General features: G+C 69.6%; 16 protein-coding genes and 1 pseudogene. 5 read left to right on the top strand and 12 right to left on the bottom strand.

The annotated features are described in order from the left end of the window. Positions 1-46 precede the first annotated feature (46 nt). From RY94_RS11245 to RY94_RS11230, 4 genes are all read right to left on the bottom strand, one after another. Positions 47-715 (bottom strand): lysophospholipid acyltransferase family protein, encoded by a 669-nt coding sequence (locus RY94_RS11245; RefSeq protein ID WP_043445166.1) that lies wholly within the window; start codon positions 713-715, stop codon positions 47-49. Then, positions 702-1376: an HAD hydrolase-like protein gene (locus RY94_RS11240; RefSeq protein WP_231554507.1), complete on the bottom strand. Its 675-nt coding sequence runs from the start codon at positions 1374-1376 to the stop codon at positions 702-704. Before RY94_RS11240 ends, RY94_RS11245 begins: the two co-directional genes overlap by 14 nt. A 76-nt stretch (positions 1377-1452) precedes the next feature. Continuing rightward, a complete protein-coding gene (uvrA, locus tag RY94_RS11235) occupies positions 1453-4365 on the bottom strand; it encodes an excinuclease ABC subunit UvrA (RefSeq protein WP_043445163.1) in 2913 nt (970 codons plus the stop codon). Positions 4366-4450: 85 nt separating this feature from the next. Further along, positions 4451-4828: a GntR family transcriptional regulator gene (locus RY94_RS11230; protein ID WP_043445161.1), complete on the bottom strand. Its 378-nt coding sequence runs from the start codon at positions 4826-4828 to the stop codon at positions 4451-4453. A 127-nt stretch (positions 4829-4955) separates the two neighbouring features. On the opposite strand from RY94_RS11230, the gene RY94_RS11225 reads away from it, so the two are divergent. Continuing rightward, the gene (locus RY94_RS11225; protein WP_043445159.1) at positions 4956-5606 is read left to right on the top strand and encodes an MBL fold metallo-hydrolase; all 651 of its coding nucleotides are present in this window, start codon (positions 4956-4958) and stop codon (positions 5604-5606) included. Between the two features lie 37 nt (positions 5607-5643). On the opposite strand, the gene RY94_RS11220 is transcribed toward RY94_RS11225, so the two are convergent. Then, the gene (locus tag RY94_RS11220) at positions 5644-6417 is read right to left on the bottom strand and encodes a trans-aconitate 2-methyltransferase (protein WP_043445157.1); all 774 of its coding nucleotides are present in this window, start codon (positions 6415-6417) and stop codon (positions 5644-5646) included. A 47-nt stretch (positions 6418-6464) separates the two neighbouring features. On the opposite strand from RY94_RS11220, the gene RY94_RS11215 reads away from it, so the two are divergent. The 3 genes from RY94_RS11215 (at position 6465) to RY94_RS11205 (ending at position 10861) form a co-directional block, all read left to right on the top strand. Next, positions 6465-9008 (top strand): DEAD/DEAH box helicase, encoded by a 2544-nt coding sequence (locus RY94_RS11215; RefSeq protein ID WP_043445155.1) that lies wholly within the window; start codon positions 6465-6467, stop codon positions 9006-9008. Positions 9009-9032: 24 nt separating this feature from the next. Continuing rightward, complete coding sequence (locus RY94_RS11210) at positions 9033-9509, top strand: GNAT family N-acetyltransferase (protein WP_043445153.1); 477 nt, start codon at positions 9033-9035, stop codon at positions 9507-9509. An 86-nt stretch (positions 9510-9595) separates the two neighbouring features. Next, the gene (locus RY94_RS11205) at positions 9596-10861 is read left to right on the top strand and encodes an alpha/beta fold hydrolase (protein ID WP_043446368.1); all 1266 of its coding nucleotides are present in this window, start codon (positions 9596-9598) and stop codon (positions 10859-10861) included. Between the two features lie 48 nt (positions 10862-10909). On the opposite strand, the pseudogene RY94_RS18740 reads toward RY94_RS11205, so the two are convergent. The 6 genes and pseudogenes from RY94_RS18740 to RY94_RS11180 form a co-directional block, all read right to left on the bottom strand. Beyond that, a pseudogene (locus tag RY94_RS18740) lies at positions 10910-11059 on the bottom strand (ion channel); the annotation flags it as partial. A 6-nt stretch (positions 11060-11065) separates the two neighbouring features. Continuing rightward, on the bottom strand, positions 11066-11935 hold the full coding sequence (locus RY94_RS11200; protein ID WP_043445152.1) for a YhjD/YihY/BrkB family envelope integrity protein: 870 nt from the start codon (positions 11933-11935) through the stop codon (positions 11066-11068). Positions 11936-12306: 371 nt separating this feature from the next. Then, on the bottom strand, positions 12307-13383 hold the full coding sequence (locus RY94_RS11195) for a TerC family protein (RefSeq protein WP_082046287.1): 1077 nt from the start codon (positions 13381-13383) through the stop codon (positions 12307-12309). Between the two features lie 247 nt (positions 13384-13630). Beyond that, entirely contained in the window at positions 13631-15706 is a 2076-nt protein-coding gene (uvrB, locus tag RY94_RS11190) for an excinuclease ABC subunit UvrB (RefSeq protein ID WP_043445149.1), read from the bottom strand. 83 nt (positions 15707-15789) lie between these two features. Continuing rightward, positions 15790-16815 (bottom strand): dephospho-CoA kinase, encoded by a 1026-nt coding sequence (gene coaE, locus RY94_RS16905; protein ID WP_052274273.1) that lies wholly within the window; start codon positions 16813-16815, stop codon positions 15790-15792. 156 nt (positions 16816-16971) lie between these two features. After that, positions 16972-17469, bottom strand: a complete 498-nt coding sequence (locus RY94_RS11180) for a hypothetical protein (RefSeq protein ID WP_043445148.1) — start codon at positions 17467-17469, stop codon at positions 16972-16974. 130 nt (positions 17470-17599) lie between these two features. On the opposite strand from RY94_RS11180, the gene RY94_RS11175 reads away from it, so the two are divergent. Next, positions 17600-18745 (top strand): class I SAM-dependent methyltransferase, encoded by a 1146-nt coding sequence (locus RY94_RS11175; RefSeq protein WP_231554506.1) that lies wholly within the window; start codon positions 17600-17602, stop codon positions 18743-18745. Positions 18746-18928: 183 nt separating this feature from the next. On the opposite strand, the gene rpsA is transcribed toward RY94_RS11175, so the two are convergent. Beyond that, on the bottom strand, positions 18929-20407 hold the full coding sequence (rpsA, locus tag RY94_RS11170; RefSeq protein ID WP_043445146.1) for a 30S ribosomal protein S1: 1479 nt from the start codon (positions 20405-20407) through the stop codon (positions 18929-18931). Positions 20408-20458: the final 51 nt, after the last annotated feature.

The following is a 20458-nucleotide window of genomic DNA, read 5'->3' as shown; positions in this document are numbered from 1 at the left end:
CCGCTGCCGGCTGTACGGGCGGGCCGCACGGACCGAGGGCGCCTCGCTACTCCGCGGGGGGACTCTGGTTGTAGGAGGCCACGCGCTCCTGGCCCGTGAGCGCGGCGATGCCGTCCATGATGGCGTCGGTGGCGCTCCGGCGTGCGGGCAGCGGGTGCCCCGGCCCGGTCTTCGCGAAGACGAGCGGTTCCCCGATCCGCAGCGTGAAGTGCTGGGGCCGGATGCCCTTCCCGCCCGCGGGCTGCAGCGCGTCGGTGCCGATCAGCCCCACGGGCAGTACGGGCGCTCCGGTGGTCAGGGCCAGCCAGCCGACGCCGGTCCTCCCCCGGTAGAGCCGCCCGTCCCGCGAGCGGGTGCCCTCCGGGTAGATGCCGACGCCGTCGCCCTGCTCGAGGAGGTCGAGCAGCGTCCTGAGCGCCTGGACACTGGCGGCCTGCTGCCCGCGTTCCACGGGGATGGACCCCACGCCCTCGAAGAACCCCTTCATGAGGGCGCCCTTCACTCCGGTCCCCGTGAAGTACTCGGCCTTCGCGAAGAACGCGACAGGTCGGGGCATGAGGGCCTGCACGAGCACGCTGTCGAGGAAGGAGAGGTGGTTGGGGGCGACGATGAACGGCCCGTCCCCGGGCACGTGGTGGAGCCCCTCGACGGTGGGGCGGCACAGGCCGGCGATGAGCCCGCGCGTGGCGCTGCGCGTCAGGTCATAGACGCCCACGCAGCACCTCCAGCAGGGCGTCCGCGGACCCGACGACGGCGGCCGCCCCCGCGTCCTCCAGTTCGCCGGGCGCGGCGAAGCCCCAGGTGACGCCGATGCAGGCCAGTCCGTTCGCGGCGGCGCCCTCCACGTCGTGGCGGCGGTCGCCCACCATGACGGCGCGTCCAGCGGGCCCGGCGTCGTACCCGTGGTGTTCGAGGGCGGCCCGGATGATGGGCGTCTTGCCGCCGGCCGTCGCGGCTTCGTCCCGCGGCGAGCCGTGGACGGAGGAGAAGAGGTCGCGGAGCCCCTGCGCGGCGAGGAGCTCCTCCGCGAGCCACTCGGGCTTCTGGGTGGCGACCGCAACGGTCGCGCCGCCGTCGAGCAGTGCCTCCACGCACCGGGCGATGCCCGGGTAGGGGCGGCTCCGGGACATCCCGGTGGCCAGGTACCCGGCGCGGTAGGTCGCGACGACGTCGGGGACGCGGGACGCCGGCACGCCGGCGGTCGCGGTCAGCGAGTGGACGAGGGACGGCCCGATCATCGCCTGGAGCGCGTCATCGGGCGGGACGGGGAACCCGTGGTGCTCGAGTGCCGAACTGATGCCCCCGGTGATCGTCCCTGCCGGGTCGACGAGCGTTCCATCGAGGTCGAAAAGGATCAGCGCACGCGTATTTGCCACCGGCCAAGCTTGCCATAGCACCGGGAGGGCGGGCGTCATCCATGCCCTCCCGGGCATACCGGATGCGGCGGGAGGGCTACCCGGCGGCCTTGGCGAAGACCTCCTTCAGGAAGGTGCCCGTGTAGCTGCGCTCGTTCTTCGAGACCTGCTCCGGCGTGCCGGTCGCGATGATCTGCCCGCCGCCGGAGCCGCCGTCCGGCCCGAGGTCGATCACCCAGTCCGCGCTCTTGATGACGTCCAGGTTGTGCTCGATCGTGATGACCGTGTTGCCCTTGTCCACGAGGCCCTGCAGCACCAGCAGGAGCTTGCGGATGTCCTCGAAATGCAAGCCCGTTGTCGGCTCGTCGAGGACGTAGATGCTGCGCCCGTTGGAGCGCTTCTGCAGTTCGCTCGCGAGCTTCACGCGCTGCGCCTCGCCGCCGGAGAGCGTGGTGGCGGGCTGCCCGAGCCTCACGTAGCCGAGGCCCACCTCCACGAGCGTGTTGAGGTGCCGGGCGATCGGGCTGAACGCCGCGAAGAACTCGGCCCCCTCCTCGATCGGCATGTCCAGGACATCGGCGATGGTCTTGCCCTTGTAGTGGACCTCGAGCGTCTCGCGGTTGTACCGCGCTCCGTGGCACACCTCACAGGGGACGTAGACGTCGGGCAGGAAGTTCATCTCGATCTTCAGCGTGCCGTCGCCGGAGCACGCCTCGCACCGGCCGCCCTTGACGTTGAAGGAGAACCGCCCGGGCAGGTAGCCGCGGACCTTCGCCTCGGTGGTCTCGGCGAAGAGTTTCCGGATGTTGTCGAAGACGCCCGTGTAGGTGGCCGGGTTGGAGCGCGGGGTGCGGCCGATGGGGCTCTGGTCCACGTGGATGACCTTGTCGAGGTGCTCCAGCCCGTCGATCCGCTTGTGCCGACCGGCCACCTGCTTGGCGCCGTTGAGCTTGTTGGCGAGCACCTTGTAGAGGATGTCGTTGACGAGCGTGGACTTGCCCGAGCCGCTGACGCCGGTGACGGCGGTGAGCACCCCGAGCGGGATCGTCGCGTCGACGTTCACGAGGTTGTGCTCGCGCGCGCCGACCACCTTCAGCTGGCGCGACCGGTCGATCTTCCGGCGCTTCGCCGGGATCTCGATCTTCCGGCGGCCCGAGAGGTAGTCGCCGGTCAGCGACCTCTCGTTGGTGAGCAGGTCCTCGAGGAGGCCGGAGTGCACCACCTCGCCGCCGTGCTCGCCCGCGCCCGGGCCGATGTCCACGATCCAGTCGGCCTCGGCGATGGTGTCCTCGTCGTGCTCGACGACGATGAGCGTGTTGCCGAGGTTCCGCAGGCGCGTGAGGGTCTCGATGAGCCGGCGGTTGTCCCGCTGGTGCAGGCCGATGGACGGCTCGTCGAGGACGTAGAGCACGCCCACCAGTCCGGAGCCGATCTGCGTGGCGAGGCGGATGCGCTGGGCCTCTCCGCCGGACAGCGTGCCCGAGGCGCGCTCCAGGTTGAGGTACTCCAGGCCGACGTCGAGGAGGAACGTCAGGCGCGCCTGGATCTCCTTGAGCACCTGGTTGGCGATCTGCGCCTCGCGGCCGGTCAGGACGAGGTTGTCGAGGAAGTCCGCGCAGTCGCGCATCGGCATCGCGGAGACCTCGGCGATGTTCCGGCCGTTGATCAGCACCGACAGCGAGGCCGGGTTGAGCCGCGCACCACCGCACGTGGGGCACGGGATCTCCCGCATGTACTCCTCGTACCGGTCCCGTGAGGCCTCGGATTCCGTCTCCGTGTGCTTGCGCTGGATGTACTGGATGGCGCCCTCGAAGCCCGTGCTGTACTTCCGTTCCCGGCCGAACCTGTTCTTGTACTGCACCACCACCTTGTGGTCCTTGCCGTACAGCGCGGCCTCGCGGGCGCGGTCCGGCAGCTTGCGCCAGGGCGTGGTGACGTCGAAGTTCAGCTCGGACGCGAGGCCCTGAAGCAGCCGCGTCCAGTACTCGAGGGTCGCCGTGCCGAGCGACCACGGCGCGATCGCGCCGTCGGCGAGGCTGAGGTCGGGGTTGGGGACGACGAGTTCCTCGTCGACCTCCAGCTTGGTGCCGATGCCCGTGCAGGCGGGGCAGGCACCGAAGGGGTTGTTGAAGGAGAAGGACCGCGGCTCCACCTCGTCGATGGCCAGCGGGTGCTCGTTGGGGCAGGCCAGGTGCTCGGAGAAGGCGTGCAGGCGCTTGGCGTCGTCCTCGGGGAGGTCGACGAACTCGGCGAGGACGCGGCCGTCGGCGAGCTTGAGGGCCGTCTCGACGGAGTCGGTGAGGCGCTGCCGGATGCCGCTCTTGACCACGAGGCGGTCGATGATGACCTCGATGGTGTGCTTGTACTGCTTGCCCAGCTTGGGCGGTTCGCTGAGCTGGATGAGCTTGCCGTCCACCCGGGCCCGCGAGTAGCCCTTGGCGGTGAGCTCCTGGAAGAGGTCGACGAACTCGCCCTTGCGTGCCCGGACCACGGGTGCGAGGACCTGGAAGCGCGTCCCCTCCTCGAGTTCGAGGAGCTGGTCCACGATCTGCTGGGGGGTCTGCTTGGCCACCGGCTCGCCGCAGACGGGGCAGTGCGGGCGTCCCACGCGCGCCCAAAGCAGGCGCATGTAGTCGTAGATCTCGGTGATCGTGCCCACGGTGGAGCGGGGGTTCTTGCTGGTGGACTTCTGGTCGATCGAGACCGCGGGCGAGAGGCCCTCGATGAAGTCGACGTCGGGCTTGTCCACCTGCCCGAGGAACTGCCGTGCGTAGGCGGACAGCGATTCGACGTAGCGCCGCTGCCCTTCCGCGAAGATGGTGTCGAACGCGAGCGAGGACTTGCCCGATCCGGAGAGGCCGGTGAAGACGATCATGGCGTCGCGCGGCAGGTCGAGATCGACGTTCCGCAGGTTGTGTTCGCGTGCACCCTTGACGATCAGCCGGGAGAGGTCCTGGGGAGCCGGCTCCGGGTTGTGGGCGTGCTGCTCAAGAGAATTTGCTATAGACACCAGATAACTGTAGGAGAAAAGCCGTTCGAAAGCATATTCGAATAGTCCCGGATCCGCGCTGGCGCGGCGCGCCCGCGCGTGCCGTTCACCCTCGGCGCAATGCCGCCCTCACCATGGCGACAGCTTCGGCCTCCGGGACCCCGGCGGAGTGGACGACGGCGGCGAACGCATCCGCGGCGTCGGCCACGCGCTCCCGGGCCGTGTCGCCGCCGGCGGCGATGACGGTCCCGGCCCGGCCCCTGGTCTCGACGACACCGGCCTGCTCCAGTTCGCGGTAGGCACGGGCGACGGTGTTCGCGGCGACACCGAGGTGGGCGGCGAGTCCGCGCACGGGCGGCAGGCGCGTGCCGACGGGAGCCTTGCCCGCGTTGGCGGCTCCGAGGACGGCCTGCTTGATCTGCTCGAACGGCGGCACGGCACTCTTCTCGTCCAGCCTGAGCCACCGGGGAATGCCCTGCTCCATGCCCTGTCCCTTCCGTCACGGATCCGCGGACCCTGGCCGGCCCGTCCTCCTGAGACCCTACCGTCGCTGCGGCCCCCACCCCGGGCCCGTTCCGCCGGTGCGCGGGCGTCCTGCCTACACTGTGCTCATGACCGAGCCCCTGCACGACCTCAGCGAAGTGACGATCCGCAGCATCTCCGTCTCGGAGATGGACAACAACGTGTACCTGCTCACCTCGAAGTCGAGCGGCGCCCAGGTGCTGATCGACGCCGCAGACGACGCCCCCGCCATCCTCGGGCTCCTCGCCGACGCGCAGGAGGACACCGACGCGGAGGCGCGCGTGGCCCTGATCGTCACCACCCATTCGCACTGGGACCACGTCCGTGCCCTGGCCGAGGTCAAGGAGGCGACGATGGCCCGCACCGCGGCCGGGGCGGACGACGTCGCCGACATCGCCGTGGCGACGGACGTCCCGCTGGAGCACCACGACGTCGGCTCCTTCGAGGGCTTCGAGCTGGAGGCGATCCACCTGCGCGGCCACACGCCGGGTTCCATCGCCCTCCTGTACCGCGACCCCCACGGACCCGCGCACCTCTTCACGGGCGACTCGCTGTTCCCCGGCGGCCTCGGCAACACCCAGGGCGACCCCGGCCGCTTCGCGTCCCTGTACGACGACGTCGTGGCGCGGATCTTCGACGAGCTGCCCGACGACACCGTGGTGCACCCGGGCCACGGCAGGGGCACCACGCTCGGCGCGGAGCGCGGGTCGCTGGCGGAGTGGAAGCAGCGCGGCTGGTAGCCGGCCGGGCGGTCGGCGTCCCGGCCGTGGCGACCATTCAGGAGGGCCGGCGCCCGACGGCGAAGATGCGGCGGAACCCGAACACGGTCCCGTGCTCGCCGGCAGGATACGCGCGGCGCAGCAGGTCCCCGTAGCCGGCCTCGAACTCCTCGGCCTCGTCCGCGGACAGCGCGTCCAGGATCGGCCGCAGGCCGGTGCCGCGCACCCAGCCGAGGACGGCGTCCTCCCCCGGCAGCACCTGCTCGTAGGTCGTCTCCCAGACATCGGGCTGCAGTCCCGCGGAGAGCAGGAGCCCGAGGTAGTCGGAGGGGTCGCCGACCGCATCGTCATGGCGCAGGACGCCGTCGAGCCGGGAGGCCCACCGCGGGCTCGCCGCGTGGTCACGCATCAGCGCGTGCGACGGTGCGGAGAAGTTGCCGGGAACCTGCACCGCGAGCCAGCCACCCTCCGGGAGCGCCCGCGCCCACCGGTCGAGGAGGCCCGCGTGACCGGGCACCCACTGCAGCGCGGCATTCGTGACGATCACGTCGTCGCTCCCCGGTGTGTAGTCGCGCAGGTCGCGGACCTCGAACCGCAGGTTCGGGAGCGCCGGCCGCTGCCGCGCGGCGTCGATCATCTCCCCGCTGGAGTCGATACCGACCACCTGCGCGTCGGGCCACCGGCGGGCAAGCGTCTCCGTCAGATCGCCCGGCCCGCACCCGAGGTCGACGACGGTCCGTGGGGCGTCATGCCCCACCCGCGCGACGAGGTCGAAGAACGGGCGCCCGCGATGTCCCGCGTGGCGGGCGTAGAGTCCAGGATCCCAGCGCATGGCTCACCCTAACCTCCGCCGAACCGCACCGGTAGGCTGAACGGATCATGACAATCCAAGAGCACCTCCCCCGGCACGACGACGGCCGACTCACCGCGGACGCGGTCTACGAGGCCTTCACCGGCTGGGCGACGGGCCGCGGCCTGACCCTGTACCCGGCGCAGGACGAGGCCGCGATGGAGCTCGTCTCCGGCGCCAACGTCATCCTGGCGACGCCCACCGGCTCGGGGAAGTCCCTCGTCGCGATCGCCGCCCACCTGAAGTCCTTCGCCGAGGGCCGCACCAGCTACTACACGGCCCCGATCAAGGCCCTCGTGTCCGAGAAGTTCTTCGCACTCTGCGACATCTTCGGACCGGAGAACGTCGGCATGATCACGGGCGACTCCGGCGTGAACCAGGACGCGCCGATCATCTGCTGCACCGCGGAGATCCTCGCCAACATCGCACTGCGGGAGGGCGTGGAGGCGGACGTCGACACCGTGGTCATGGACGAGTTCCACTTCTACTCGGACCCGCAGCGCGGCTGGGCATGGCAGGTGCCGCTCCTCGAACTGCCGCAGGCCCAGTTCCTCCTGATGTCCGCGACCCTCGGCGACGTCACGCGCTTCGAGAAGGACCTCACGGAGCGCACCGGCCGCCCGACGGCGACCGTCACGTCCGTGGAGCGGCCCATCCCGCTCCACTACTACTACGTCGAGACGCCCATCCAGGAATCGCTCGAGGAGCTGCTGGCCACGCGGCAGGCCCCCGTCTACGTGGTGCACTTCAGCCAGGCCGAGGCGATCGAGCGCGCGCAGAACCTGATGAGCGTCAACGTCTGCACGCGCGAGGAGAAGGACCGCATCGCCGAGCTGATCGCGACCTTCCGGTTCTCCGCCGGCTTCGGGAAGACCCTCAACCGGCTGGTGCGCCACGGCATCGGCGTCCACCACGCCGGGATGCTCCCCAAGTACCGGCGCCTCGTCGAGCAGCTCGCCCAGGCCGGCCTGCTCAAGGTCATCTGCGGCACCGACACCCTCGGCGTGGGCATCAACGTGCCCATCCGCACCGTGCTCCTGACCGCCCTCAGCAAGTACGACGGCGTCCGCACGCGCCTGCTGAACGCGCGCGAGTTCCACCAGATCTCCGGCCGTGCCGGCCGCGCCGGCTACGACACCGCGGGCACCGTCGTCGTCCAGGCGCCCGAGCACGTGGTGGAGAACGCCAAGGCCATGGCCAAGGCGGTGTCCAAGTTCGGCGACGACCAGAAGAAGCTGCGCCAGGTGGTGCGGAAGAAACCCCAGCAGGGCTTCGTCTCCTGGGGCAAGCCCACCTACGACCGGCTCGTGGAGAGCATCCCGGACCCGCTGACGTCGTCGTTCTCCGTCAGCCACTCCATGCTCCTGAACCTTCTCGAGCGGCCCGGCGACCCCTTCACGGCCACCAAGCGGCTCCTGACGGAGAACCACGAGACGCGCGCGTCCCAGCTCCGGCTCATGCGCCGGGCCATCGGGATCTACCGCGAACTCGTCACGGCCGGCATCGTCGAGAAGCTTCCCGAGCCCGAACCGGACGGCCGCCGCGTGCGGCTCAAGGTGCACCTGCAGGCCAACTTCGCCCTCAACCAGCCGCTCTCGCCCTTCGCGATGGCGAGCCTCGAACTGCTCGACCCGGAGGCGCCCGGCTACGCGCTCGACGTCGTCTCCGTCATCGAGGCCACACTCGAGAAGCCCCGCCAGGTCCTCAACGCGCAGGAGAAGAAGGCCCGCGGGGAGGCCGTGGCCGCGATGAAGGCCGAGGGCATCGACTACGACGCCCGGATGGCCCGCCTCGAGGAGGTCAGCTACCCGAAACCCCTCGAGGAACTGCTGCAGCAGGCCTTCGACGTCTACCGCGCGTCCGCGCCGTGGCTGGGCGACTTCGAGCTGGCCCCGAAATCCGTGGTGAGGGACATGTACGAGCGGGCCATGAGCTTCGGCGAGTACGTGGCGTTCTACTCCCTCACCCGGTCCGAGGGCATCCTCCTGCGCTACCTCGCCGACTGCTACAAGGCGCTGCGCCACACCGTGCCCGTCGAGGCGCTGCGCGAGGACCTCAGCGACATCCTCGAATGGCTCGGGGAAGTGGTCCGCCAGACCGACAGCAGCCTGCTCGACGAGTGGACGCAGCTGGCGGCCGGCCTCACACCGGTCGCTGCGGCGGACGCCGTCGACCTGCCGGACGAGCCGCCGTCCGTCACCTCCAACGAACGCGCCTTCCGCGTGATGGTCCGCAACGAGATGTTCCAGCGGGTCAGGCTCTTCGCCGACGAGCAGGATGCCGCGCTCGGGACCCTCGACGCCGACTCCGGCTGGACGGCCGACCGCTGGGCCGAGGCCCTGGACGGCTACTTCGGTGACTACGAGGACATCGACGACGGCCCTGACGCCCGCGGGCCGAACCTCCTGCTCATCACGAAGACCCCCGCGGCGTGGAAGGTGCGACAGATCCTGAAGGACCCGGAGGGCAACAACGACTGGGGCATCAACGCCGAGATCGACCTCGCGGCCTCCGACGAGGCCGGCAGCCCGGTGGTGAGGATCCTCGGCGTCGGCGGTCCGGCGTCCGGCTGACCCGCCCTTGGCTAGGCTGGAGGAATGACTACCATTCGGGAAGCACGGCCGGCGGACGTTCCGGTCATCCTCCAGCTCATCCACGACCTGGCCCACTACGAGCGGGAGCCGGACGCCGTCCGGAACACCGCGGCGTCGCTCGAGGCGGCCCTGTTCGGTGAACGGCCCACCATCTACGCCCACGTGGCGGAGGCCCGGGGGGAGGTCCAGGGCTTCGCGCTCTGGTTCCTCAACTACTCCACCTGGGAGGGCGTCAACGGCATCTACCTCGAGGACCTCTACGTGCGGCCCGAAGCGCGCGGGGCGGGGCACGGCAAGGCGCTCCTCGCGAACCTCGCCCGGATCGCCACCGAACGCGGCTACGCCCGTGTGGAGTGGTCGGTGCTGAACTGGAACGAGCCGTCCATCCGTTTCTACGAGAGCCTCGGTGCGGCGGCGCAGTCCGAGTGGAGCACGTTCCGGCTGACGGGCGACGCGCTCGCCGGCGTCGCTGCCCTGTGACCGCTCCGACCACCGGGCAGGGCGCCCCCGACGTTCCGAGCGCCTCCGATCATCCCGCCGAGCACACCGTCGGCACGACCGCCGTCATGCGCGGCCTGCGCGCCACAGGCCACGTGTTCAGGGTCCCGCTCGACCACGCCGACCCCGGCTCCCCCCGCATCGAGGTGTTCGCCCGCGAGTACTCCTCCACCGAGCACCGCGACGACGAGGTGGCACGGCTCCCCTGGCTCCTGTTCCTGCAGGGCGGCCCGGGCGGCCGGGGCGTACGCACCACCCGGCTCTCGGGCTGGATGAAGGCCGCGGCCCGTGACTTCAGGATCCTCATGCTCGACCAGCGGGGCACCGGACTCTCGACGCCGGCCGACGCCGCCACGCTCGGCGCCCTGGGGTCCGCGCAGGCCCAGGCCGACTACCTCGCGCACTTCCGGGCCGACTCGATCGTCGCCGACGCCGAACTCATCCGCCACCGGCTGGGCAGCGGACCCTGGACGGTCTTCGGCCAGAGCTACGGCGGCTTCTGCACCCTCACGTATCTCTCCCGGGCGCCGGAGGGTATCGAGCGCGCGCTGATCACCGGCGGGCTCGCGCCCCTGGCCGGGTCGCCCGACCAGGTGTACCGGGCCACGTTCGCGCGCGTCGAGGAGCGCAACGCCGAGTACTTCGGGTGGTACCCGGAGGACCGTGCCCGCGTCACGCGCATCGCCCGTCACCTCGACCGTGTGGAGGAGTTCCTCCCGAGCGGTGAGCGGCTCACGGTGCGGCGCTTCCAGATGGTCGGTTCCTTCCTGGGCGGCAACACGCGCGTCCACGGCCTCCACTACCTGCTGGAGGACGCGTTCACGACGACGGCGGACGGACCCCGCCTGTCGGCGTCGTTCCTGGAGCAGGTCCACGCCGTCGTCAGCCGGGCGGCGCAGCCGCTGTACGCGCTGCTGCACGAGTCGATCTACTGCCAGGGGCCGGCCTCGTCGTGGTCCGCCGCGCGGATCCTCGAGGAGTACCCCCGGTTCAGGGACGACGCCGACGAGGTCCTCCTCACCGGGGAAATGGTGTATCCGTGGTACTTCGAGGAGGACCCGGCGCTCCGTCCGCTGCGGGCGGTCGCCGACGTCCTCGCGGAGAAGAACGACTGGGGACCCCTGTACGACGCGGACGTCCTGGCGACCAACACGGTCCCGGCCGCGGCCGCCGTGTACCGCCACGACATCTACGTCGACCGGGACCTGTCGCTGGCGACGGCGGCGTCGGTGCGGAACCTGAAAGTCTGGGAGACGGACGACTTCCACCACGACGGCATCGCCGACGACGGCGAGGCGATCTTCGAGCGGCTGCTCGGTATGGCGCGCAGCTAGCGGAGAACCTCGTCGCCCGCGCTCGGGCCACCGTCCGAGCACGAGCAGGTTGAGGAGCATCTGGACCATGACGGTGAGGCGCCCCGGCCGGCTCGTGGGCGAGATGTCCCCGAAGCCGACGGTGGCGAAGATCGTGACCGTGACGTGGTGATCGCGGAGCTCCGCCGCAGTCTCGCCCGCCGGTTCCCTCCACCGCACGCCATGTCAGGGGCGGCCGTTCGCCACCGTGGGAGGTGCAGCCCCCTCACCCGAGTGGCTCCACAGTCGCCCGATCATGGCGAGATGGACGACGCGCCCGATGGTCAGCGAGGCGAGGAGCACTGCCATCAGCACGAACAGCCAGCCGATGTACGAGAAGGCCAGGCCGAGGACACCGAACTCATCGGCCGAGGCCGCAAGGATCTGGGGAAGGTAGACGCGGCCTACTGCAGTGGCCCCGGCGATTCCCAGTCCGGCGAGAACCGATCCCGGCAGGAGTGCCTGCAGGCTGACGGTGCGGTTGACCACCAGCCATGAGGCGATCCACCACAACAGGCACCAGATCGTCGCCTCCAGGGTGAACCCGAGCACCGAGATGGCGCCCGTGCCACGCACCACGCTGCGGGTGGTGATGATCAGCAGGAGCCCGATGACGATGGCGATGATCGCAGCGACCCAGCGCCAGGCGAAGCGGAGGCCCACCTTCGGCGTTTTCCAGATCTTGCGGAAGCAACGCTCGAGTGCCCGGGTGAAGGCGGTCGCGGCGATGAGCAGCAGCAACACACTGGCGACCTGCGTGAAGGTCACTCCCTCGGCAGGGGCCGGCATCGACTGCTGCACGAGTTCTGCCGTGTCCTGGTCGAGGCCGAGGCTCTCGGCGAAGAGCGAGTCCGCCTCAGGGTTCACGCTTCCCCGCAACGAACCGGTCACGATGAGGATCGGCAGGATGGACGTGAACGCCTGGGCCGCGAGCGTCATCGCCCGATCGAAGAGCTCGAGGTCTCGGAGGTCGCGGAAGGAACGCAGCACGACGCGCCCCGCCGCCGAGCGCACGCCGGCCCGGATGAGTCGGTGCGTCTGCAACTGGATCGGCACGGTACCGCCTCACTCCACGAGGTCTTCGACGTCGGCCCCGGGGACCGGGTCATGCTCGCCGAAGGGCGGGGCGGATGGGCCGACGCCCACGGGTGCTGCGATCCGCTCCCTGTGGTTCGAGGTCACACCATCCTCCGCATCGTCCGTGGGCGGGTGATTCCGGTCCCGCCATCGAGCGGGGGGACTGGAGCAACTCCGGGATCATCACCATTGGACGACCCTAGGGAGAGCACCGCATCACGTAGACAGGGTGAGAAGGCCGTTGGGCGGGCGGGACCACAACCGTTGCTTCGCGGGACGGCCGGTACACAGAAGGGACCCCGCACGCGGTGTGCGGGGTCCCTTCGTCGCGCGGTGGGTGCCGGTGGTGCCTAGCGGCGGGGCCCCTCGACCTCTGCCTCGTCGGCAGCCTGGGCGAGTCCGCTGTCGACCGCGGGCTCGTCCGTGGACTCCGTCCCGGCCTTCTCCGGGGCCGTACCGGTGACCCTGGAGCGGATGAGGCTGGCGATCACGGCGACGACGATGGTGGCCACGATCACGGCGAGGGAGACGAAGGTGGGGATCTCGGGAGCCCACTCGATGTGCTCGCCGCCGTTGATGAAGGGCAGCTCGTTGACGTGCATCGCGTGCAGGATGAGCTTGATGCCGATGAACGCGAGGATCACCGACAGCGCGTGCTTGAGGTAGATGAGGCGCGTCATCAGGCCGCCGAGCAGGAAGTAGAGCTGGCGCAGGCCCATGAGCGCGAAGATGTTCGCCGTGAACACGATGAAGGCGCTCTGCGTCAGGCCGAAGATCGCGGGGATGGAGTCGACGGCGAACAGGAGGTCGGTCAGGCCGATCGTCACGAAGACGATCAGCATCGGTGTGAAGACCTTCTTGCCGTCGACCACCGTGCGGATCTTGTTGCCGTCGTAGTGGTCCGACATCGGCAGGACCGAGCGGAGCTTCGCGATGAGCTTGTTGTCGCCGGCCTGCTCCTCGTCCTCACCGGAGTCCGTGGCCTGCTTGTAGGCGGTGTAGAGGAGGAAGGCCCCGAAGATGAAGAAGATCCAGCTGAAGTTCTCGATCACGGCGGCACCGAGGGCGATGAAGATCCCGCGCAGCACCAGGGCGATGATGATGCCCACCATGAGCACTTCCTGCTGGTACTTCCGGGGCACCGAGAAGCGCGCCATGATGATGATGAACACGAAGAGGTTGTCGATGCTCAGGCTGTACTCGGTGATCCAGCCCGCCACGAACTGGCCGCCGTACTCCGGCCCGGTGAAGACGAACATCAGGGCCGCGAACACCAGCGCCAGGCCCACATAGAATGCGACCCAGAGTCCCGCTTCCTTCATGGATGGTTCGTGCGGCCGCTTGACCACGAGCAGCAGGTCGAACAGCAGGATCAGGCCGAGCACGATGAACGTGCCGACCTCGAACGCTACGGGTAATGCGGGCATGAAGTACCTTCCGGGGGTGCTGTGGATCGCCGTGAGTCTCTCCGCCGCGGCTTCGAACCGACCGACCGCTACGCCCGGCGGGGCAACTGTGCCTCGCGTGCTGACGTCCGTAGCGCTTAGGGATACTCCCCCACGTCGGGATAATGCTACCCGGCGGGCAGGAAGGCCGACGAACGCGCCCCCTCGGGTGCTCGTCCGGCGGCCTCCTTGACACGGTGCCGTCCAGCGGGACGCCGCCCGCCCGCCCTCAGGCGTGCCCGGCGGACTGCATCTGGCGCAGTTCCTTCTTCAGGTCCCCCACCTCGTCGCGCAGGCGCCCGGCCAGCTCGAACTGCAGTTCCGCGGCGGCCGCGTGCATCTGGTCCGTGAGCTGCTGGATCAGGTCCGTGAGGTCCTCGGCGGGGACCGACGCCAGGCCCTCGTGCCGCCCGGCCCCCTTCTTCGGCTTCCGGGACTTGCCGGCTTCCTCGAGCAGGGCGCGGGTGTCGGCGTCCTCCCGGTTGATGGTGTCCGTGATGTCCGCGATCCGCTTCCTGAGCGGCGTGGGGTCGATGCCGTGCTTCAGGTTGTGGGCCACCTGGATCTCCCGGCGCCGGTTGGTCTCGTCGATTGCCCGCGCCATCGAGTCCGTGATGCGGTCCGCGTACATGTGCACCTCACCGGACACGTTGCGTGCCGCACGTCCGATCGTCTGGATGAGGGAGGTCGCGCTCCGGAGGAAGCCCTCCTTGTCCGCGTCGAGGATGCTGACGAGCGACACCTCGGGCAGGTCGAGCCCCTCGCGCAGCAGGTTGATGCCCACCAGGACGTCGAACGTACCCATCCGCAGCTCCCGCAGCAGTTCCACGCGGCGCAGCGTGTCGACGTCGGAGTGGAGGTACTCGACCTTCACCCCGTGCTCGAGCAGGTAGCCGGTGAGGTCCTCCGCCATGCGCTTGGTGAGGGTGGTGACCAGGACGCGCTCGTTGATCGCCACGCGCTTCCGGATCTCGTCCAGCAGGTCGTCGATCTGCCCCTTGGTCGGCTTGACGACCACCTCGGGGTCGATGAGCCCGGTGGGCCGGATGATCTGCTGCACGAAGCCGTCGGCCTTGCCCAGCTCGTACTTGCCCGGGGTGGCGGACAGGTAGACCGTCTGGCCGATGCGGTCCTGGAACTCGTCCCACTTCAGCGGGCGGTTGTCCATGGCCGACGGCAGGCGGAATCCGTGGTCCACGAGGGTCCGCTTCCGCGAGGAGTCACCCTCGTACATGGCGCCGATCTGCGGGATGGTCACGTGCGATTCGTCGACAACGAGCAGGAAGTCGTCGGGGAAGTAGTCGAGCAGGCAGTGCGGCGCCGAGGCCGGATCGCGGCCGTCGATGTGCCGCGAGTAGTTCTCGATGCCGTTGCAGAAACCCATCTGCTGCATCATCTCGAGGTCGTAGGTCACGCGCATGCGCAGGCGCTGCGCCTCCACGAGCTTGTTCTGGGATTCGAGTTCCGCCAGCCGCTGCTGCAGTTCGTCCTCGATGTCCTTGATCGCCCGCGTCATGCGGTCCTCACCGGCGACGTAGTGCGAGGCGGGGAAGACGTACATCTCCTCCTCCTCGCGGATCACGTTCCCGGTCAGCGGGTCGAGGGTGTAGATGTTCTCGACCTCGTCCCCGAAGAACTCGATCCGCAGGGCGTGCTCCTCGTACATGGGAATGATCTCGACGGTGTCGCCGCGCACCCGGAACGTACCGCGGTGGAAGTCCATGTCGTTGCGCGTGTACTGCATGCCCACGAACTGCCGCAGCAGCGCGTCCCGGTTCATCTGGTCGCCGCGGCGCAGGGTGACCATCTTGTTGATGTACTCCTCGGGCGTCCCGAGGCCGTAGATGCAGGAGACGGTGGCGACGACGATGACGTCGCGGCGCGTCAGCAGGGCGTTGGTCGCGGAGTGCCGGAGGCGCTCGACCTCCTCGTTGATGGAGGAGTCCTTCTCGATGAAGGTGTCCGTCTGCGGGACGTAGGCCTCGGGCTGGTAGTAGTCGTAGTACGAGACGAAGTACTCGACGGCGTTGTTGGGCAGCAGCTCCCTGAACTCGTTGGCGAGCTGCGCGGCGAGGGTCTTGTTCTGCACCATGACCAGGGTGGGGCGCTGCACCTGCTCGATCAGCCAGGCGGTCGTGGCGCTCTTGCCGGTACCGGTGGCGCCGAGCAGGACGACGTCCTTCTCCCCCGCATTGATGCGCTCCGCCAGTTCCTTGATGGCCGTGGGCTGGTCGCCGGCCGGCGTGTACTCGCTGATGACCTCGAACGGGGCGACCACACGCTTGATTTCCTGCGCAAGACTCATGTCTCAACGGTAGTCCCTGCCACCGACACTTCCCCCGCCGATCTGCTGGCGGCTGAAAGCCGCCCCGCGCCCTCCGGGGGACCTCAGACGGCGCCCGGTCCCGGGCCGACCGTCACGTTCACGTCGATCGCCGGGTCGGCCGCCCGGTGGGACGTCGTCGAAGGTGTCCGTCCGTGACCCGGGATGCGCTCGTCCCTCGGGAATCCGGCCCCCGCCACGGCGTCCGACGCCGCGTCGATGTCCCCGCCGGGCGGGACGACGACGCGGAGGGCCGCACGTACGACGTCGGCGGGCAGCCCGGTTCGCGTCCGGTCCGACGTCTGGTCCGGAGCCCCGTCGGGCGCACCGCCCGGTGCCTCGTCAGGTGCCACGGAACAGCCCGGCGGGAGGGCGGCGTCCAGTTTCCCGCGGATGCGGTCCGCGAGTCGGCTCGTTCCCGCGAGGCCCGCGGTCGGGCGCGCGGCGCCTCCGTCCGCCGGCCGTTCGTCCGCAGGCCTTCCGGCTGCCAGGTTGTCGCGGAACGGCACGATGCGCGTCCGCCACAGGCCGTCCGTCGCGGCGAGGAGCTCGTCGACCCCGCGATCGTTGACGAGCACGGCGTCCGCCGCGCGCAGCCGGTCCCCACGGGATGCCTGCGCGGCGATGCGCCGTGCGGCATCGTCGCGCCCCATGCCCCGATGGTCCACCATGCGTTCGATGCGCAGGGCGTCGGGGGCGTCGACGACGACGACGAGGTGGAACCGTGCGGCCTGGCCGGTCTCGACCAGGAGCGGGATGTCCTCGACGATGACGGCATCCTGCGGCGCTCCCTCGATGAGCGCCCCAGCCGCGGCCCTCACGCGCGGGTGGACAATGGCGTTGAGTCGCTCGCGGGCGGTCGCGTCGGCGAACACGAGGCGCCCGAGCGCAGGCCGGTCGAGCCCGCCGTCGGCTCCGAGGATCTCCGGCCCGAAGGCGGCGACGACGGCGTCGAGCCCCGCCGACCCCGGCTCGACCGCGGCACGGGCCAGGACGTCGGCGTCCACCAGCACCGCCCCCAGCTCGGCGAGCCGGCGGGCCACGACCGATTTCCCGGCAGCGATGCCCCCTGTGAGTCCGATACGCAGCATGAGCCAACCCTAGTCCGCACCACGCCGTGGGGATGCCGGGTTCGGCTCGTAGGGTCAGCGGAAGCAGGACTCCCGGTTGCCGCCTGTCCTCCGTCGGATCGCCGACACGCTCACCGGGGGCCGTTTCCCGACGGAGGCGGGTGCCGGCGGGACAACCTAGCCACTATCCCGTTTGGCCTGTCGGCGGGCGCCCTTCGAACGGCTCGACGCATCCCGCTTCAAGCCACCCGTAGTCTTCGTGTGGGGCAGGACGACACCTGAACCCGCATCGGGTGCGGATCCATTGCCGTCCTGCTTCGGTCCCGTCGATCGTCCTGCTCGCGCGCGTTCGAGCCGCTCATCCTTCAGCGTCTCGGCGGCATCGTGGGCAACGCGAGCCAGCTCGGCGCTGACGATCGAGAGGGCCTCCTCGAACACGTAGGCTCTGCCGCGGGACTTGTCCGAGGCTCGTGCGGCGGCACCACGTCCACCGGCGTCCGGCACTTCCCCCGCCGCCTTCCGCCGATAGTTCGTGGTGTGCTTGTTGCGGGCCCTCCGCACACGCCGATGCAGGGCCAGGAGCCCGTCCTCGTCCAGGAGCGCCAGTCGCTCCGGTTCCAGTTCGCGAATCAAGGCGAGTTCATTCCGCTTCAACACCCACAGGTACTGGTCCATCGGTGCACAGTCCCACGGTCCGGCCGGAAGTGGTAGAGGCCGGCGACCGTTCGGACCTGAAGTGGCCTCACTGTGCAGACGCGATGTCATGGCTCGGGGCCCCGGCCGCCCGGCACCTAGGATTGATCCGGTGACCCCGTTCAGCCTCGACCGCCTGCGCCGCCGCCCCGATCTGGAGACCACCGAACTGGTGGCCGTGGATGCCGCGGACCGCCTGCTCCTCGACACCGCCGCGGACCGGCTCCGCCGCCCCGGTGACGTCGCGACGATCAACGACGCCTACGGCGCGCTCACGCTCGGTGCCGCGCATTTCTCCGGCCGGAGCGACATCCGCGTCTTCCAGGACGGCGTGGTCAATGAGCGGGCACTCGCGCTGAATGCGGCCGACCAGGGGCTCCACAGCGCCTACCGGCCCCTCCCCCTCGGTGCGGAACTGCTCGACGGCGTGTCGACCGTCCTCCTGCGCCTGCCGCGTTCACTCGACGAGCTCGACGAAATCGCCTGGACCATCGCCGCCCATGCGCGGCCGGACGTCGTGATCGTGGCGGCGGGACGGGTCAAGCACATGTCCGTGTCCATGAACGCGGTTCTCGGCCGCCACTTCGGCGACGTCACGGCAGGACTCGCGCGGCAGAAGGCACGGGTCCTCACGGCGTCGGACCCTCTGCCGGTGGGCGGGTCCTCCTTCCCACGCAGCGCACGGCACGACGTCGGCCTCGCCCGTCCGCTCGAGCTCCTCGCCTACGGGGCCACGTTCGGCGGACCGGCGCTCGATCCCGGCACGCGACTGCTGCTCCCCCACCTGCGCCGCCTCCCGGAGCCCACGGCGGGCGCGTCGGGGACCGCCGACGTCGTCGACCTGGGCTGCGGGAACGGGGCCATCGCCGCCTTCGTGGCGCTGGCCCATCCGGACCTCAGGATCCTCGCCACGGACCAGTCCGCCTCGGCGACCGCGTCGGCGGCAGCGACGGCGGCAGCCAACGGGGTGGCGGACCGCATCACCGTAAGCAGGGACGACGCCCTCTCGGCGCTGCCCGACGCCTCGGTGGGAGTCATCATCCTCAACCCGCCCTTCCACTCCGGCAGCACGGTGCATGCCGGCGTGGCCCACCGGCTCTTCGATGCCTGCGCGCGCGTCCTGGCGCCCGGCGGGGAGCTGATCACGGTGTGGAACAGCCACCTCCGCTACCGGCCGGCCCTCGAGCGGATCATCGGCGCGACACGGCAGCTCGACCGCTCACCCCGCTTCACCGTCACGGCCTCGACGCGCCGGTAGGCCACGCGCGCTCGGATCGAGTGGATCGAGCCCGAAGGCCCGGGCCGAGTGCGCAGCTCCGGCGGGTCCTCTCGCCCAGCACCCACCCCACGTACGCGCTCGACCACGCGGGGACCCCCTACACGGAGAAGGCCCCCGTCCGGTGGACGGGGGCCTTCAACGGTACTGCGTCGACGCGGGAGCTTACGCTCCGGTCAGCTTCTCGCGGAGAGCGGCAAGCGCCTCGTCGGAAGCAAGCGTTCCCGAACCGGATCCCGCATCGGCGACGACGGGCTCGGACGAGTAGCTCGTCGAGCTCGACTCGGCGGGCTCGTTCGCTGCAGCGGCGTCGTCCGAAGCGTGCTGGACGACCTGCTTCTTGTGCGACTCCCAGCGGGACTGTGCCTCGGCGTACTGGGCTTCCCAGGCAGCGCGCTGGTTCTCGTAGCCTTCGAGCCATTCGTTCGACTCGGGGTCGAAGCCCTCGGGGTACTTGTAGTTGCCCTCTTCGTCGTACTCGGCGGCCATGCCGTAGAGCGCGGGATCGAACTCGGTGCTGTCGGCGTCGACGCCCTCGTTGGCCTGCTTGAGGCTGAGGGAGATGCGACGGCGCTCCAGGTCGATGTCGATGACCTTGACGAAGAGCTCGTCACCCACGGAGACGACCTGCTCGGCCAGCTCGACGTGGCGGACAGCGAGCTCCGAGATGTGCACGAGGCCCTCGATGCCGTCCTCGACGCGGACGAACGCGCCGAAGGGGACGAGCTTCGTGACCTTGCCGGGAACAACCTGGCCCAGGGCGTGCGTGCGGGCGAAGGTCTGCCAGGGATCTTCCTGCGTGGCCTTCAGCGACAGGGAGACGCGCTCGCGATCGAGATCGACCTCGAGGACCTCCACTGTGACTTCCTGGCCCACCTCGACGACCTCGGAGGGGTGGTCGATGTGCTTCCAGGACAGCTCCGAGACGTGCACGAGACCGTCGACGCCGCCGAGGTCCACGAATGCACCGAAGTTGACGATCGAGGAGACGACGCCCGGACGGACCTGGCCCTTCTCGAGCTTGTTGAGGAACGTCGAGCGCACCTCGGACTGGGTCTGCTCGAGCCACGCACGACGCGACAGCACGACGTTGTTGCGGTTCTTGTCGAGCTCGATGATCTTCGCTTCGATCTGCTGGCCGATGTACGGAGCCAGGTCGCGGACACGACGCATCTCGACGAGGGAGGCGGGCAGGAAGCCACGCAGGCCGATGTCCAGGATGAGGCCACCCTTGACGACCTCGATGACGGTGCCGGTGACGACGCCGTCCTCTTCCTTGACCTTCTCGATGTCGCCCCAGGCACGCTCGTACTGAGCGCGCTTCTTGGAGAGGATCAGGCGGCCTTCTTTGTCTTCCTTGGTGAGAACCAGAGCCTCGACCTGATCGCCCACGGAGACGACGTCCCCGGGATCGACGTCGTGCTTGATGGAAAGCTCGCGGGAAGGAATGACACCCTCGGTCTTGTAACCGATGTCGAGCAGGACCTCGTCGCGGTCGACCTTGACGACGGTACCCTCGACGAGATCTCCGTCGTTGAAGTACTTGATGGTCGCGTCGATCGCTGCGAGGAAGTCCTCAGCGGTGCCGATGTCGTTGATTGCGACTACGGGGGCACCTTGCTTCTCGGTGGTGGTGATGGTCATGTAGTTGGGGCTCCGTTGTGGAAGATTACTTGCTCCGGTCACGCCGGCCCC

It is taken from the genome of Arthrobacter sp. L77, assembly GCF_000816565.1.
Taxonomy (GTDB): Bacteria; Actinomycetota; Actinomycetes; order Actinomycetales; family Micrococcaceae; genus Arthrobacter_D; species Arthrobacter_D antioxidans.
Note: the sequence above shows the minus strand (reverse complement) of the source record. Positions and strands in the feature narration are given on the sequence as shown.